18 protein-coding genes are annotated in these 16402 nt (G+C 56.2%); 9 read left to right on the forward strand and 9 right to left on the reverse strand.

Annotated elements, in window-relative coordinates:
• The 9 genes from V7Q10_RS07895 to V7Q10_RS07935 all read left to right on the forward strand — a co-directional run.
• The coding region (locus V7Q10_RS07895) for a methyl-accepting chemotaxis protein (RefSeq protein WP_333868529.1) at positions 1 to 1191 on the forward strand (1191 nt) is incomplete at its 5' end.
• 153 nt (positions 1192 to 1344) lie between these two features.
• Positions 1345 to 1794, forward strand: a complete 450-nt coding sequence (locus V7Q10_RS07900; RefSeq protein ID WP_333868530.1) for a chemotaxis protein CheD — start codon at positions 1345 to 1347, stop codon at positions 1792 to 1794.
• Positions 1795 to 1798: 4 nt separating this feature from the next.
• Positions 1799 to 2074 (forward strand): hypothetical protein, encoded by a 276-nt coding sequence (locus V7Q10_RS07905; protein WP_333868531.1) that lies wholly within the window; start codon positions 1799 to 1801, stop codon positions 2072 to 2074.
• Positions 2071 to 2439 (forward strand): response regulator, encoded by a 369-nt coding sequence (locus V7Q10_RS07910; RefSeq protein ID WP_333868532.1) that lies wholly within the window; start codon positions 2071 to 2073, stop codon positions 2437 to 2439. Before V7Q10_RS07905 ends, V7Q10_RS07910 begins: the two co-directional genes overlap by 4 nt.
• A 7-nt stretch (positions 2440 to 2446) precedes the next feature.
• Complete coding sequence (locus tag V7Q10_RS07915; RefSeq protein ID WP_333868533.1) at positions 2447 to 4579, forward strand: chemotaxis protein CheA; 2133 nt, start codon at positions 2447 to 2449, stop codon at positions 4577 to 4579.
• A gap of 3 nt (positions 4580 to 4582) precedes the next feature.
• Positions 4583 to 5053 (forward strand): chemotaxis protein CheW, encoded by a 471-nt coding sequence (locus tag V7Q10_RS07920; RefSeq protein ID WP_333868534.1) that lies wholly within the window; start codon positions 4583 to 4585, stop codon positions 5051 to 5053.
• Positions 5050 to 5910, forward strand: coding sequence for a CheR family methyltransferase (locus V7Q10_RS07925; protein ID WP_333868535.1), 861 nt, complete (start codon positions 5050 to 5052; stop codon positions 5908 to 5910). Before V7Q10_RS07920 ends, V7Q10_RS07925 begins: the two co-directional genes overlap by 4 nt.
• A gap of 31 nt (positions 5911 to 5941) precedes the next feature.
• Positions 5942 to 6328 carry a response regulator gene (locus V7Q10_RS07930; protein ID WP_333868536.1) on the forward strand — a complete coding sequence of 129 codons (387 nt, stop codon included), beginning with the start codon at positions 5942 to 5944 and terminating at the stop codon, positions 6326 to 6328.
• Positions 6325 to 6669 (forward strand): hypothetical protein, encoded by a 345-nt coding sequence (locus V7Q10_RS07935; RefSeq protein ID WP_333868537.1) that lies wholly within the window; start codon positions 6325 to 6327, stop codon positions 6667 to 6669. The genes V7Q10_RS07930 and V7Q10_RS07935 overlap by 4 nt, the downstream gene beginning before the upstream one ends.
• Before the next feature lies 1 nt (position 6670).
• Here the strand turns inward: V7Q10_RS07935 and V7Q10_RS07940 are convergent, their stop codons facing one another.
• The 9 genes from V7Q10_RS07940 to V7Q10_RS07980 form a co-directional block, all read right to left on the reverse strand.
• A complete protein-coding gene (locus V7Q10_RS07940; protein WP_333868538.1) occupies positions 6671 to 7813 on the reverse strand; it encodes an iron-containing alcohol dehydrogenase in 1143 nt (380 codons plus the stop codon).
• A gap of 8 nt (positions 7814 to 7821) precedes the next feature.
• Positions 7822 to 8874: a class II fructose-bisphosphate aldolase gene (fba, locus tag V7Q10_RS07945; RefSeq protein WP_333868539.1), complete on the reverse strand. Its 1053-nt coding sequence runs from the start codon at positions 8872 to 8874 to the stop codon at positions 7822 to 7824.
• Positions 8875 to 8877: 3 nt separating this feature from the next.
• The gene (locus tag V7Q10_RS07950) at positions 8878 to 9858 is read right to left on the reverse strand and encodes a class 1 fructose-bisphosphatase (protein WP_333868540.1); all 981 of its coding nucleotides are present in this window, start codon (positions 9856 to 9858) and stop codon (positions 8878 to 8880) included.
• 9 nt (positions 9859 to 9867) lie between these two features.
• Positions 9868 to 11355: a glycerol kinase GlpK gene (glpK, locus tag V7Q10_RS07955; RefSeq protein ID WP_333868541.1), complete on the reverse strand. Its 1488-nt coding sequence runs from the start codon at positions 11353 to 11355 to the stop codon at positions 9868 to 9870.
• Between the two features lie 152 nt (positions 11356 to 11507).
• On the reverse strand, positions 11508 to 13166 hold the full coding sequence (locus tag V7Q10_RS07960; RefSeq protein WP_333868596.1) for an ABC transporter substrate-binding protein: 1659 nt from the start codon (positions 13164 to 13166) through the stop codon (positions 11508 to 11510).
• 133 nt (positions 13167 to 13299) lie between these two features.
• On the reverse strand, positions 13300 to 13575 hold the full coding sequence (locus tag V7Q10_RS07965; RefSeq protein ID WP_333868542.1) for a DUF2160 domain-containing protein: 276 nt from the start codon (positions 13573 to 13575) through the stop codon (positions 13300 to 13302).
• Between the two features lie 12 nt (positions 13576 to 13587).
• Complete coding sequence (locus V7Q10_RS07970) at positions 13588 to 14445, reverse strand: carbohydrate ABC transporter permease (RefSeq protein WP_333868543.1); 858 nt, start codon at positions 14443 to 14445, stop codon at positions 13588 to 13590.
• On the reverse strand, positions 14445 to 15317 hold the full coding sequence (locus tag V7Q10_RS07975) for a carbohydrate ABC transporter permease (protein ID WP_333868544.1): 873 nt from the start codon (positions 15315 to 15317) through the stop codon (positions 14445 to 14447). Before V7Q10_RS07975 ends, V7Q10_RS07970 begins: the two co-directional genes overlap by 1 nt.
• Complete coding sequence (locus V7Q10_RS07980; RefSeq protein ID WP_333868545.1) at positions 15317 to 16402, reverse strand: ABC transporter ATP-binding protein; 1086 nt, start codon at positions 16400 to 16402, stop codon at positions 15317 to 15319. Before V7Q10_RS07980 ends, V7Q10_RS07975 begins: the two co-directional genes overlap by 1 nt.

The raw sequence follows: 16402 nt of genomic DNA on the forward strand, positions 1-16402 counted from the left end.
ACTACAGTTATTGTTGAGGGCAGCTTCTCTTGTGTTCGGGACAGCAGCAACAAACCTATCCGCTTTATGTTGCTGGGCCGTGACATCACGCTTCAACTCGCAGAAATGCAAAGCACCCGCACAGCCAGAGAGGCTTTGGAGCATGAGCAATCTCAGGTTGTCGATGCACTGCGCGTAGGCTTGCGACAGCTCAGTGGGGGCGACCTAACTTCGCTAATCGAAAAGCCCTTCGCAGGTGCTTACGAAGACTTGCGGCTGGATTATAACCAGACGGTTGAGACGCTTGGTTCTGCAATGCGCGAAATCGCCGAAAATGCCGAGAATATCAAAAATGAGTCTGGCGATATCTCGAACACAGCGGATGGCCTATCACGGCGGACCGAGAATACCGCCTCGACCCTCGAGCAAACAGCAGCAGCCCTTGACGAGTTGACTTCCTCCGTAAAAATCGCAGCTCAGGGCGCGGCCGAAGCGGATATGGCCGTCAGAGATGCCAAGCAAAATGCCGAACAAAGCGGCGATGTGGTTCTGGAAACCGTATCTGCGATGGATCAAATCTCTGAAAGTTCTGAGAAGATCACGTCAATCATTAAAGTCATTGATGATATCGCATTCCAAACCAACCTTCTTGCTCTGAACGCAGGCGTTGAGGCTGCGCGTGCAGGCGATGCGGGTCGCGGCTTTGCCGTGGTCGCCTCCGAGGTGCGGGCCTTGGCTCAAAGGTCTTCAGACGCCGCACGCGAGATCAACGAATTGATCGCCAAAAGTGGCGGGCAAGTAAAAAAGGGCGTCGATCTGGTCGGAAGGACCGGCAATGCGTTGCGCTCGATCGTGAGTTCTGTGTCGCAAATCTCTGGGCTCGTCTCCAAAATTGCCGAATCCTCGCAACAACAGTCGCTAAATTTGGCTGAAATCAACCAATCAGTAAATCAGCTCGATCAATCGACACAGCAAAACGCCGCGCGTCTAGAAGAGACAACGGCCGCCAGTGAAAGCCTGCGTAAAGATGCCGTTGCACTTGTAGAAACAGTTTCCCATTTCAAACTGGTCTCAGAAGGTGGCAGAAATCTCAGCGTCGTGCCGATGCGGGCAAAAGCCCCAACAGTTGTGCCGCAGCAATCGCACCCGAATTCCGCGCGACCTGCAAAAATTGCAGCACAATCAGTGGCAGCAGGGTGGGAAGATTTCTAGATGACCACGCCCCACCCTGCGCAAAATGCCTCCATCTGAATGACAGGACCTATCCCAGTGCCCTCTCCACCACCGCCACATGACCCGTCTAAGGCCAACACAATACATGTAATCCAGGGGTCATTCAAAACCTCGGGCGATCCCGATGCCATCATGATGACGATCTTGGGCTCTTGTGTCTCAGCCTGTATTTGGGATGATGTTGCGCAAGTTGGCGGGATGAACCACTTTTTGCTGGCAAATGAACCAGACAAATGTGCAGAGGGCTATCGCCATGGCTTGCATGCGATGGAACTGCTGATCAACGATCTTCTGAAAATTGGCGCACAAAGACATCGGCTAAAGGCAAAAATCTTTGGCGGCGCTATGATGCAAAATAGATTTGGGCGCATTGGGAAAGCGAATGCAGAGTTCGCGCTGCATTTCCTAAAGGCAGAAGACATTCCAGTTCTTGCCCAAAGCCTAGGCGGCACAATGGCGCGGCGGGTCCGATTTTGGCCAACAACCGGCTTTGCCCAACAAAGGCTTTTACCAGAGGACGACGCACCACAAGTCTCGCAATCGCCTCAATTTTCGCAAGATATCACATTGTTCAAGGATTAGATCCATGCGTTCAAATATAATCCTGCCGGCCAAGGCCGATACCGCTGCGGCAAGCACTCTGCTGGAGCAGATCCGCAGTCTTCAGGGCAGCGCACTGAACATCGATGCGCAGCATTGTCAAAGCATCGGGGCGCTTTGCGCCAATATTCTGGTCTCGGCACAACAATCCTGGATGCGCTCTGGCCTTGGCTTCGAAATCATCGGCAGCGGCGAAATTGCCAATGACCTGATGCTTTTGGGGGTCAGTGACCTTCTTATGAAAATGGAACCTCTGCAATGACGCTGAAAATCCTTGCTATCGACGACTCTCGTACCATCAGAGAAATGCTTAGGCACGCATTGGGCAATGCAGGGTTTGAGGTCCACCTCGCAGACGATGGCGTCGCAGGGATAGAGGCCCTAGATCACTGCCACCCCGATCTGGTGATCACTGATATCAATATGCCGCGCCTTGACGGTTTTGGCGTTCTGGAATCGATCCGACAAAGCGAGGCCTTCAAAACGCTTCCTGTTCTGATTTTAACAACGGAAAGCGCCCAAGACTTGAAAAACAGGGCGCGCGAAGCTGGGGCAACTGGCTGGATCGTAAAGCCCTTTGACGATGGCAAATTGGTCAGCGCCATTCGTAGAATCGCAGCCATTTGAGGGAAGCATGAGTACACTCGATGATATCCGGCAAACATTCTTTCAGGAATGTGATGACCTTCTGGAATCGCTGGATGACGGCCTCCAAAACTTAAGCGAGGCTCTGGAAGCAGGGGAGCCGCAAGACAGTGAAACCGTCAATGCGGTTTTTCGCGCCGTCCATTCCATCAAAGGTGGTGCTGCGGCATTTGGCCTTGAAACATTGGTGCGTTTTGCCCATCGGTTCGAAACCGCGCTGGATGATGTACGCTCGAACAGGTTGGAAATGACCACCGATGTGGCAACGGTCTTCTTGCGCGCGGCAGATCAGCTTGCCGATCTGGTTGGCGCCGCGCGCGAAAACCGGCCACCCGCAAGTGAGAGTGTTGCACAGATTCTCTCTAGGCTCGAAGCTTTGGATATGTCTCGACAGCGCGCCGCAGTTACGACGACGCCCGACCCTGAGCCAGATGGAGATCTGGCTTTCGCTCCGATGGCGATGTCCTTCGATTTTGCAGTGCCCTCTGATCCGGCGGGCGAAGTCACCTATCTGATCCAATTTTTGGCACAGGACCAACTTTTCGCAAATGGCAGCGATCCGGTGCATCTTTTTCGCGAATTGTCAGATTTGGGCGAACTACACGTCAGCGCAGACAAAAGTAAAATTGAAGGCATTGAGAGCCTTGATGCCAGCCATTGCCAGCTTTCCTGGGCGATCGAGTTAACCACTGCAGAACCCGAAGCCGCGATCTGGGAGATTTTTGAATTCGTCGATGGGCTTTGCCAGTTGAGCATCACGCTGCGCGAAAGCGAAACAGAATACGACCCAATTGCCGTTCCAGGGCTGTTCAATCTTACAGAAGCCGCCGCCGAGACCAATGCCGAGCCAGACCCTCAGGATCAACCGCCCCCAGCCCCAAAGACCAAGCAGACCGAAGCAAATGCAGAGGGCACTGGCGCGAAAGCGACGGTCCGCGTTGACCTTGATCATGTCGATCGCATGATCAATGTGGTTGGCGAATTGGTGATCAATCAAGCAGTGCTGACCCAGGGTATCAAGGCCGCAAATATTCCGCTGACCAGCGCGCTAAGTTCAAGTCTGGATGAATTCATGTCGCTCGCGCGGGAAATTCAGGAAGGCGTGATGGCGATCAGAGCGCAATCGGTCAAACCTCTGTTTCAACGGATGGCGCGGATCGCACGCGAAGCAGGCGATCTCGCTGGAAAAGCCGTGCGCTTTGATACCGAAGGCGAAGCGACCGAAGTTGACAAGACGGTTATCGAGCGTTTGGTCTCTCCGCTGACCCATATCATCCGAAACTCGGTGGATCATGGGATTGAACCCCCCGAAGCGCGTAAAGCCGCCGGCAAAACCGAAGTGGGAAATCTGCTGTTGCGCGCGGCCCATCGCTCTGGACGGGTGATCATCGAGGTTGTCGATGATGGCGCAGGAATTAACCGCCCAAAAGTTCTTGAAATCGCAATAAAAAAGGGGCTGGTTGCGCATGATGCTGTGCTGTCCAATTCAGACATCGACAAGCTTTTGTTCATGCCCGGCTTCTCAACCGCACCAAAAGTTACAGATCTTTCTGGCCGAGGCGTCGGCATGGATGTGGTGCGCAGTTCCGTGCAAAAGCTGGGTGGCCGGATTGCAATCACTTCTGAACCAGGCAGTGGCACGACAATCTCGATCAGCCTACCGCTGACACTTGCGGTCTTAGATGGCATGGTCGTGGATGTCTCAGGCCATACGATGGTGGTTCCGATCGCGACAATCGTGGAGACGATCCGGCCCAAGGCCAGTGATGTTCATCGGATGAGCGGCGGACGACATGTCTTATCGGTGCGCGATCGCTTTATCCCGATCATCGATTTGGGCCAGGTCTTTGGCTATCGCGACCAACCCAGCGACCTGGCCGATCTGGTATATTTGCTGGTCGAAAATGATCATGACAAGCTTTGGGCTTTGGCTGTCGACCATATCCATGACCAAAGACAGGTCGTTATTAAAGGCTTGGAAAACAATTACGGGCAAGTTCGCGGCGTTGCGGCAGCCACAATCCTTGGCGATGGCAAAGTTGCGCTCATCATCGATCCAGAGGAAGCGGCGTTGCACAGCGGCACCGCCTCCGATCTCACACCCTTTGCTGAGGAGATTTAATCCATGCAGCCCGCCGCTATACAAAACCAAGATGAAGAGCTTGAACTCGTGGCATTTCGGGCAGGTGCACAGGATTTTTGCTTGGACATCAGCTATGTCCGCGAGATCAGAAGCTGGTCACCCGCAACCATCTTGCCGCATGCCCCTGACTTTGTCTTGGGGGTGATCAATCTACGCGGTGCGATTGTGCCTATTGTAGATTTTGCCAGCCGATTGGGTCTGGGCGCCACGCTGCCAAGCGATCGACATGTCATCGTCATCGCCGTTGTGGGCCTGCAAACCGTTGGTTTTTTGGTAGAATCTGTTGCAGATATCATCGGTGTTGCCCCAAGCTCGATACAGCCCACACCCGAAGTGACGTCAAAATCGACAATTATGTTCATCAAAGGGGTCATCGCAATCGATGACCGGATGCTGCGCCTGATTGATATTTCAACGATTCTCCCCCCGATTCTGAAGGACGACTCCGAATGAGCCCTGCCTCTAAGTCGCAGGTACATATGAAATCGGCACCAAGCTGTGCGCCGGAGACTTATGCAGAAATTGCCCGCATCCTCTATGCGAAAACCGGAATTAATCTGCCCGCCGATAACGGCTCTTTGGTGGTGTCGCGGCTGGTCAAGCATCTCAGAGCCTTGCACCTGTCCGATTTTGAAAGCTACCTCAGATGGGTTGGTCAGCCAGAGCACAGTGACGATCTCAACACGATGATTTCGTCGCTGACCACAAACACCACGCGATTTTATCGCGAGCCCTATCACTTTGATATTTTCGTAGAGCAACAGCTGCCAGAGTTGATGCGCAAAGCGAAGAATGGCGAAAGAATTCGACTTTGGTCTGCGGGCTGCTCTTCGGGGGAAGAACCCTACAGCCTTGCCGCGACATTGCTCTACCACTGGCCCGATGTTGCCAATTATGATGTGCGCATCTTGGCAACCGATATCTGCGCCCCAGCACTGCAAACGGCTGAGTCTGGCCGCTATCCAAAGGGCAGGCTTGACGCCGTTCCCGAACCGATCCGCAAACTGATGCTGGCAGAAGCTCATGAGAACGACGAGATGTTCACCATGCCGCAGGCGGTTCGCCAGCTGATCACCGTGCGCTATTTGAATTTTATGGAGCCCTGGCCGACGAAAGGCCCTTTCCAGACAATTTTCTGTCGCAATGTCGCAATCTACATGGATGACAAAGTCCAGCTGACGATCTGGAGCGGGCTGATCGACCTTTTGCCGCCGCAAGGGCTGCTGTTTATCGGCCATTCCGAACGCCTGCCCCCCAGCCAAACTGATCGGGTCAAATTGATCGATCGCACCACGTTCCGGCGCGGCTAACCCACCCTGCCCCTTACCTGAAAGAATTGCCATGTCTCTTAAAGAAACCCTATCAATCATGGTCGTCGATGATATGTCGACCAGCAGAGGCTTGATCACCATGGCCCTGGAAGAAATTGGTCTTAAAAAGGTTGATTTTCAAAGCAATGGCCAAGATGCGCTTAAGGCTATTTCAAGCCGCCCAGTGCACTTGGTGATTTCAGATTACAACATGCCTGGTTTGGATGGCCTGCAATTGCTGCAAGCCTTAAGGGCGAATAAATTGACCTCGCGCATTGGTTTTATTCTGGTCAGCGGCAGGCTAGACGAGACGATCATCGCCACCGGCCGCAAACTTGGGATGAACAACTTTCTGCGCAAACCCTTTTCGACGCCACAGATCCGCCAATGTATCGAAGCCGTCGTAGGTCGCCTATGAAAGATATGCTTGGGGAGGTTCTTGCCCGCATCGGGCAGGAAATGGCCACGATTGCCGAGACGAGCGCCGCGCTAGAGGCGATTATTCAGCACACGATGGCCGCCTCGCAATCACCACTGGATCTTGAAACCTTCCATTCTTTGCAGGGCATGGATTTGATGACCCAGAAAATCGGCGACCTAGGCCGGTTCTTAGCGCATATCTCCTCGGCCTATTGCGATGTTCCCATCGAAATGTCCGAGGCTTTGGCAGTGCTGCATCTGCAAGATGTGGCCAATAGCATTTCTGGAGAAGGATCGGGGCAACCGCCCGAGACGGGGACTATCGAAATTTTTCTTTAACCTAAAAGGCGTCGTGTAAAATCTCTAACAACTCCGCCTGCGACAGCACGAAAGGATTGCCCTTCATTGAAGAGGCATTTGCCGCAGCCGTTGCAATCTGCGGGCCGTCAGACAGGGCAAGACCGATTTCGCGCAACCCCGGTAACCCCATATTTTTCGTCCAAAGCTGCAAAGTGGCCAGGCCGTCATCTGCGGGTGTTTGCGAAAACTGGGCGTTAATATGCTGCAAAATCCAGTGCAGACGCTGCGCCACCTCGCTACGGGGCTCGGCTTTGCGGAAATGCGAGCGTAAAACTGCGGGCAAAAGCGCGCCGCAAATCTCGCCATGCGGCGCTTTGGTTTTGCCGCCGATCACCCCCGCCAGACCGTGCACGGCCCCCAATCCGGCATTTGCCAAGGCAAGACCGCCGCAGGTGCTGACCCAAGCCATTTTGTCCCAAGCCAGTGGCGCATCTTTTTCAACCAGATCACGCAGAGCCCCAAGAGCGGTTGGTATCGCTGCATGACACAAGGCATCGGTCATCGGATTTGCGCGCAGACAAAGATAGGGCTCGATCACCTGCGTCAGCGCATCCAATCCGGCCGCCAAAGCCACGCGCTTTGGGGCACCTTGCATCAGATCTGGATCGACAATCGCGATCTGCGGCACCATCCGCGGATCACGCAGGCTGACCTTGATGCCGAATTCAGGCACCAAAATCACCGCATTTTTGGTCACCTCGGCCCCCGTACCCGCCGTGGTTGGCAGCGCGATGAGCGGGATTGGCGCCACATCAAGCGGACGCCCAAGCCCCACCACCTCGAGATAGTCGCGCGGCGCGCCGGTGCAGCCGATCAGCGCAGCCAGAGCCTTGGCAAAATCCAAGACCGAGCCGCCACCAAGCCCGATCACCACATCTGGCGAAAACCCAGCGATCTGCTTCAGCGCCAGTTCCACATCAGGCAGGCTAGGCTCTGCCGCGCAGCTAAGCGTTTTCATCGTCAAGCCCGCGTCACGCCCAGATTGCAGCAGCCATTCGGCCCGCGCGGGTCGAGAGCCGTGAACCAATAAGACATTGGTGCCAAAAGATTTTGCCAAAGCTGCGGTTTGCTGGCTTTGGCCGCGACCGAAATGAAGCACTTGCGGGCTGAAAAAAGAAAACATTGGCGCGCTCACCCCGCGACCAAGGCGACATAGCGCTTGGCCATTTGGGACAGTGGCAAGGGCACGATTTTGCTGGCCATTCCGGCTGCGCCAAAACGTTCAAACCGATCTCGGCAGACCGCAGCCATCGCCTCGACGCCGGGCGCCAGATATTTACGCGGATCAAATTCAGCAGGATTTTCAGCAAAAACCTTGCGGATCGCGCCCGTCAGCGCCATGCGCAAATCGGTGTCGATGTTCACTTTGCGCACGCCAAACTTGATGCCACGCTCAATTTCCTCGACTGGCACGCCCCAAGTGGGCGCGATTTTGCCGCCATAAGCGTTGATCTTATCCTGCAACTCTTGCGGCACCGAGGACGAGCCATGCATCACCAGATGCGTGTCGGGAATGCGGGCGTGAATTTGCTTCAACGCCTCCATCGCCAAAATCTCGCCATCAGGGCGGCGCGAAAACTTATAGGCGCCATGCGAGGTGCCAATCGCCACCGCCAAAGCGTCAACCCGCGTCAGCCGCACGAATTCGGCCGCCTCCTCGGGATCGGTCACGAGCGAGGCGCGATCAAAGCTGCCCTCATATCCGTGGCCATCTTCGACCTCGCCCTTGCCAGTTTCAAGCGAGCCAAGATGGCCAAGCTCGCCTTCGACCGAGACGCCGACCAGATGCGCCATCTCGGTGACTTTGGCAGTGATCGCGACGTTATAGGCAAAATCGGCAGGGGTCTTGCCGTCGGCTTGCAGCGACCCATCCATCATAACCGAAGAAAAACCGTTTGTTATCGCAGACATACAGGTGGCCGGCGAATTGCCGTGATCTTGATGCATACAAACGGGGATCTGCGGGTAAAGCTCGATCGCGGCGCGGATCAGATGCGACAGCACGATGTCATTGGCAAAGGCGCGCGCGCCGCGACTGGCCTGCATGATCACAGGACTGTCGGTTGCCGCAGCAGCAGCCATAATCGCCAGCATTTGTTCCATATTGTTGACGTTGAAAGCCGGCAGCGCATAGCCGTGCTCTGCCGCATGATCAAGAAGCTGACGCAGCGAAATAAGGGCCATGGGTTACGCCTTTTCGGTTTCGTGATAGGCAATCAGCCGCGCGACTTCGGCCTTCGAGCCCAAGATAACCGGCACGCGCTGGTGCGGCCCAGTGGGGGCGATGTCCAATATCGGCGCAAGGCCAGTCGTCGCCGCCCCGCCCGCCTGCTCGATGATCATCGCCATCGGGTTGGCCTCATACATCAGCCGCAATTTGCCGCCTGCTTTGCGATTTTCGCGGTCAGCCGGATACAAAAACACCCCGCCGCGCGTCAAAATCCGGTGAATTTCCGCAACCATCGACGCCGTCCAGCGCATGTTGAAAGACCGCCCACGCGGCCCCTCTTCGCCCGCCACGCATTCATCGACATAGCGGCGAATGGAGGCATCCCAGTGGCGGTAGCGCGAGGTGTTGATCGCGAATTCCGACGTTTCTTCAGGCACTTGCATCTTTGGATGCGTCAGCAAAAAGTCGCCCGTGCCATGTTGGCAGGTAAAGCCTGACACCTCGGTGCCATCGGTCAGCACCAGCATGGTCGAGGGGCCATAAAGCGCATAGCCCGCGCAAAGCTGCCGCCTGCCCGCGTGCAAAACATTGCGATCACCGTCTTTTTCCACCTGCATCACCGCAAAGATCGAGCCGACCGACAGGTTCACATCCAGATTGGACGAGCCATCCAAAGGGTCGAAATAGAGCAGATAATCGCCGGCCTCGGGCTCTTTCAACCAGGTCACTTCCTCGACCTCTTCCGAGACCAGCGCTGCCAGACGCGGGCTGTTTGAACAGATCCGCTCAAAGGCGTCATTGGCCAAAATATCCAGCGTTTTCTGGGTCTCGCCCTGCACATTGACCGCGCCAGCCGAGCCAAGATTGCCGGCAAAAGCCCCCTCTCGCACCAGCGTTGCGATCACGCGACAGGCGCTTGCGATGTCTTCCAGCAGAAAGATCAGGTTGGCGGGTTGCTCGCTTGCCGTCAAATAGCGGCGCAGTGTCATATCGGTCATGGTCGTCCTTTAGACGCTGAGGGTGGCCTGCACGGCTTTTTTCCACGCAGCGTATTTTGATTGGCGCAGGGCATCGTCCATTTGCGGAGTAAATTGAGTCTCGCGCGCCCAAGTTTGCGCAAAGCCCTGCTGATCGGGGTAAATCCCCGCCCGCATCCCCGCAAGCCACGCCACGCCAAGCGCTGTGGTCTCGTGGATATTCGGGCGGTCAACTGGCGCTGCGATGATGTCGGATAAAAACTGCATCGCCCAATCGCTGGCCGCCATGCCGCCATCGACGCGCAACACCGGCTGCACGCCCTCGGCCTGCCAATCGGCCGACATCGCATCCAGCAGATCGCGGGTCTGATAGCCGACACTTTCCAGCGCCGCCTTGGCCATTTCCGCGGGCCCAGTGCCACGGGTCAAACCAAACATCGCGCCGCGACAATCGGGGTTCCAATAGGGCGCACCAAGGCCGACAAAGGCCGGCACCAGAATGACATTTTGCTGCGGGTCGGCCTGATCGGCCAGCACCTGCGTCTCGGCTGCGGCCTTGATCAGGCCAAGCCCGTCGCGCAGCCATTGCACCGCAGCCCCCGCCACAAAGATCGAGCCTTCCAGCGCATAGGTCGGCTTGCCGTCCAGCTGATAGGCGATGGTGGTCAATAGCCGATGCGTCGAGGTCACCGGCGTGTCGCCGGTGTTCAGCAGCGCAAAGCAGCCCGTGCCATAGGTCGATTTCAACATGCCGGGCTGAAAGCAAGCCTGCCCAACCGTCGCCGCTTGCTGATCGCCCGCCACCCCGTGGATCGGGATCGCAGCGCCAAAATACGCAGGCAGAGTTTCGCCAAAATCATCGGCGCAATCTTTGACCACCGGCAGCATTTGCATCGGAATGCCCAAAAGATCGCAGATTGTCTGGCTCCAGCGGCCCTTGCGAATGTCGTAAAGCATGGTGCGCGCGGCATTGGTGGCGTCGGTGGCATGCACGGCCCCGCCGGTTAGTTTCCAGATCAGAAAGCTGTCAACGGTGCCGAACAACAGCTCGCCCTTGGCGGCACGGTCGCGCGCGCCGGGGGTGTGATCAAGGATCCATTTCAGCTTGCTGGCCGAGAAATAGGGGTCCAGCAGCAGGCCAGTGCGGTGGGTGATCATCGGCTCGTGGCCAGCCTCGCGCAGATCACGGCACAGATCCGCAGTGCGGCGGTCTTGCCAGACAATTGCGTTATGCAGCGGCGCGCCGGTGGCTTTGTCCCAGACGATCACGGTCTCGCGTTGATTGGTGATGCCGATGGCCGCAATGTCTTGTGGGCCAATCCCGGCCTGAGCAATCGCGGCGCGACAGGTGGCCAGCGTGGTCGCCCAAAGGTCGGCGGGATCATGTTCAACCCAGCCAGACTGCGGGAAATGTTGGGTGAATTCTTCTTGAGCTTGGGCCGTCGCACGCATCTCGGCATCGAATAAAATCGCGCGGGTCGAGGTGGTGCCTTGGTCTATTGCAAGGACGTAACGCATGCAAATTCCCCATCTTGGGCTGAAAGAGGCGGCCACACCGGGGTGCAGCCGCTGTATCGAATACCGAAAATCCGATCTTAACTTAAGCAGAATTTCGCATTTGGTGTTCGCATTTGGTGTCTGGGGCCAAGATCTGGCCCCAGACGTCAGGCTTATTGCCAGGACTTGATCAGGTCTTCATAGGCGATGGTCTGCCCCTGTTCCTTTTCATTTTCCAGCATCATCTGCGGCGCAAGCGAGCCGTTTTTGACAGACTCGGCATTCCACCAAGCCAGATCATGCTCTTCGGCCATTTTCGGGCCGATATCACCCTGCACGCCCGAAGCCTCGATGCGGCTCATGACCTTTTCCTGTTCAGCACAAAGGCTGTCCATCGCTTCTTGCACCGACTTTGCCCCCGAAGACGCATCGCCGATGTTCTGCCACCACAGCTGTGCCAGCTTTGGATAGTCAGGCACGTTGGTGCCGGTTGGCGTCCACTGCACGCGCGCCGGCGAGCGGTAGAATTCGATCAGGCCACCCAGCTTTGGCGCACGCTCGGTAAAGCTTTTGTCGCGGATGGTGGATTCGCGCACGAAGGTCAGACCGACTTGCGATTTCTTGACGTCAACCGTCTTCGACACGATGAACTGGCCATAAAGCCAAGCGGCTTTTGCCCGATCTTCTGGGGTGGATTTCATCAAAGTGAAGGAACCCACATCTTGGTAGCCCAGCTTCATGCCGTCTTTCCAATATGGCCCGTGTGGCGAAGGTGCCATCCGCCATTTTGGCGTGCCGTCTGCGTTCACGACTGGCAAGCCATCCTTCACCATATCAGCGGTGAAAGCGGTGTACCAAAAGATCTGCTGAGCGATTTCACCCTGCGCAGGCACGGGGCCTGCTTCACCAAACACCATGCCAGCGGCGGCAGGTGGCGCATAGGCTTTCAGCCAATCGACGTATTTCTGCACCGCATAGACCGAAGCCGGCCCGTTGGTGTCCCCCCCGCGCGAGGTGCAAGACCCGACAGGGCGATCATTGGCATCAACGCGAATGCCCCATTCGTCAACCGGCTTGCCGTTTGGCAGGCCCTTGTCGCCGTTCCCAGCCATCGAAAGCCACGCATCGGTGAAACGCCAGCCCAGCGATGGGTCTTTTTTGCCATAGTCCATATGACCATAGACAGCCTTGCCGTCCTGCTCGCGCCCGGTAAAGAAGGCCGCGATGTCTTCATAGGCCGACCAGTTGATTGGAACGCCCAGATCATAGCCGTATTGGGCTTTGAAATCGGCCATATTTTTCGGATCGGTGAACCAGTCTTGACGGAACCAGTAAAGGTTGGCGAATTGCTGAACCGGCAGCTGGTAAAGCTTGCCATCTGGCGCCGTGGTGAACGAGGTGCCGATAAAGTCCGCAAGATCAAGGCCCGGATTGGTGACGTCTTTGCCCTCATTCGCCATCCAGTCGGTCAGGTTGCGCACCTGCTGATAGCGCCAATGGGTGCCGATGAAGTCCGAGTCGTTGATATATCCGTCATAGATATTCTCGCCCGACTGCATCTGGGTTTGCAGCTTTTCAACCACATCGCCTTCGCCAATTAGATCATGGGTGATCTTGATGCCGGTGATCTTGGTGAAGGCATCCGCCAAGACTTTGGATTCGTATTCATGCGTGGTCAGCGTTTCCGAGGCCACCTTGATTTCCATGCCCGCAAAGGGCTTGGCAGCGTCCATAAACCACTGCATTTCCGCTTCTTGATCAGCGCGGCTGAGGGTGGACAGATCGCCGATTTCCGCATCTAGAAATGTCTTGGCAGAGTCCATATCGGCCATGGCCGGGCCCGCCAGCAGACCCAGCGCAAGCGCCAGAGCTGTTGAGGATTTTAGAGTAAGGTTCACTTGGTTTCCTCCCGTTAGAACCGTAGCTATACGGCCGGTGCAGATGCACCTGCCGCGGCGAAACTGATTACACCCAGCGAAAGACCGCTGCGGCGTAGATCAGGCAGGCAAGCATCGCATAGGGTTGCGGTGCTATCTCGAGCCCCAGCCATGCCAGATTGATAAAGGCAGAGCCGAGAAGTGTGATGAACAGACGATCCCCCCGTGTGGTCTCGATCCGCAGCACCCCTATGCGCGGCGTCTCGGGGTATTTGATCGCAAGCGTCGTAAAGATCACCAAAAGGCAAGCGATACAGACGAAAAAGGCAGCGGTCGCGGTGGTCCAAGCCATCCAGTCGAGCATGATAAATCCCTTTTATACGCGGCCCAGGGCAAAGCCCTTGGCGATGTAATTGCGGACAAAGTAGATGACCAAGGCGCCGGGCAAGATCGTCAGCACGCCAGCCGCCGCCAGCACGCCCCAATCCATGCCACTTGCAGACACCGTGCGCGTCATCGTCGAGGCAATTGACTTGGCCGCCACCGCCGTCAGCGTGCGCGACAACAGCAGCTCCACCCAAGAAAACATAAAGCAGAAGAAGGCTGCCACCCCGATGCCACTGGCGATCAGCGGCATAAAGATCTGGATGAAGAAGCGGCCAAAGGAATAGCCATCGATATAGGCGGTCTCGTCGATCTCTTTGGGCACGCCGCGCATAAAGCCTTCCAAGATCCAAACCGCCAAAGGCACGTTGAACAGGCAATGCGCCAGCGCCACGGCGATATGGGTGTCAAACAGGCCGATGCTGGAATAAAGCTGAAAGAACGGCAGCGCAAAGACCGCAGGCGGCGCCATCCGGTTGGTCAGCAGCCAAAAGAACAGATGCTTGTCGCCCATAAACGAATAGCGGCTAAAGGCATAGGCGGCCGGCAGCGCCACGGTCAGGCTGATCGCCATGTTCATGACCACATAGATCAGGCTGTTGACATAGCCCATATACCAGCTTGGGTCTGTCAGAATGGTGGCGTAATTGGCAAAGGTCAGATCACGCGGCCACAGTGAGAATTCGCCCAAAATCTCGGTATTGCTCTTCAGGCTCATGTTCACCAACCAATAGATCGGCAGCATCAGAAACAGGATATAAACCGCCATCACCACGGCTGCGCCATTGATCTTGAAGCCGCGGGTTTGGGCTTTGGCGCTTGGCTTGAAGGCAATTGTGCTGTCGGTCATCACAGGCCATCCCTTTTGTCGATATTGGTCATAACGGTGTAGAACACCCATGAAATCAGCAAGATAACCAAGAAATACATCAGGCTGAACGCAGCTGCTGGGCCAAGGTCAAACTGGCCAAGCGCCATCTTCACAAGGTCAATCGACAGGAAGGTGGTGGCATTGCCAGGCCCGCCGCCGGTCACCACAAAGGGCTCGGTGTAGATCATAAAGCTGTCCATGAAGCGCAGCAGAATGGCGATCATCAGCACGCCCATCATCTTTGGCAGCTCGATAAAGCGAAACACGTTCCAGCGGCTGGCTTGGTCGATCTTGGCGGCTTGATAATAGGCGTTGGGAATGGATTGCAGCCCGGCATAGGCCAGCAAAGCGACAAGCGAGGTCCAGTGCCAAACATCCATCGCAATCACCGTGACCCAAGCGGCAAAACTGTCTTGGGTGTAGTTATAGGCGATCCCCAGCTTGGTCAGCGTATAGCCCAAAAGCCCAATATCGACGCGGCCAAAGATTTGCCAAATCGTGCCAACAACGTTCCAAGGGATCAGCAGCGGCAGCGACATCAGCACCAGACAGACCGAGGCCCAAAAGCCCTTTTTCGGCATGTTCAGGGCAACGAAGATCCCCAAAGGCACCTCGATCGCCAAAATGATTGCCGAGAACAGCACCTGCCGCCCCAGCGCATCCCACATCCGTTGCGATTGCAGCATGTCGCGAAACCACTCGAGCCCCGCCCAAAAGAATTTGTTCTGGCCAAAGGTGTCTTGCACCGAATAATTCACCACTGTCATCAAGGGGATAACAGCAGAAAACGCCACCAGCAGCAGCACCGGCAGTACCAAGAACCACGCTTTTTGATTGACTGTCTTATTCATCATGCGGCCTTGTCTTGCGGCGCGACGCGCCAATCATTGCGATAGACATTGATCCCAGCCGGATCAAAAACGACGCGGTTCATGTCGGCTGAAATCTCGGCACCCTCGGCGGCGATCAGATTGATCTCTTGGCCGTTCAGGCTGGCCCGCACGATCTTGTGGCGGCCCACATCCTCGACGCGGCGGATCTGCACCGGCAGGCCCGCGCTGCCCGTGCCCAAGTGAATGAACTCGGGCCGCACGCCGATCTGCACTTTGCCATCAAGCGGCGCGTAGCCCGCCGCCAGATCCATCTGCACCCCCGCCACCAAAGCCAAAGTGCCGTTGATCTGCGCGTCAATCACATTCATCCCCGGCGAGCCGATGAAATAGCCAACAAAGGTATGCGCGGGGCGTTCAAACAGCTCTTGCGGCGTGCCGATTTGCACAACACGGCCATCATACATCACCACCACCTTATCGGCGAAGGTCAGCGCCTCGGTCTGATCATGCGTGACGTAAATCATCGTATGGCCAAACTCGTGGTGCAGCGATTTCAACTGCGTGCGCAATTCCCACTTCATATGCGGGTCGATCACGGTCAGCGGCTCGTCAAACAGCAAGGCGTTGACATCCTCGCGCACCATGCCGCGGCCAAGGCTGATCTTTTGCTTGATATCCGCGGTCAACCCGCGGGCCTTTTTGGTCAGCATGTCTTCCATGCCGATCATCTTGGCAATCTGCTGCACCCGCGCGGCGATATAGGCCGGTTCGGCCCCCCGGTTGCGCAGCGGAAACGCCAGATTGTCATGCACCGTCATCGTGTCATAAACCACTGGAAATTGAAACACTTGCGCGATGTTGCGCTCGGCTGTGGGCTGATTGGTGACGTCTTGGCCATTGAACAAAATCCGCCCCTGCGAAGGCTGCAACAGGCCCGAGATGATGTTCAGCAAGGTAGATTTGCCGCAGCCCGAGGCCCCCAAAAGCGCATAGGCCTCGCCATCGGTCCAATCGTTGTTCAGCTCTTTCAGCGCAAAATCATCTTCGGATTGCGGGTTTTTGACATAGGAATGCGCCAGATTATCAAGCGTGATTTTCGCCAT

Origin of the sequence: Cypionkella sp., assembly GCF_036782355.1 — a bacterium.
Lineage (GTDB): Bacteria > Pseudomonadota > Alphaproteobacteria > Rhodobacterales > Rhodobacteraceae > Cypionkella.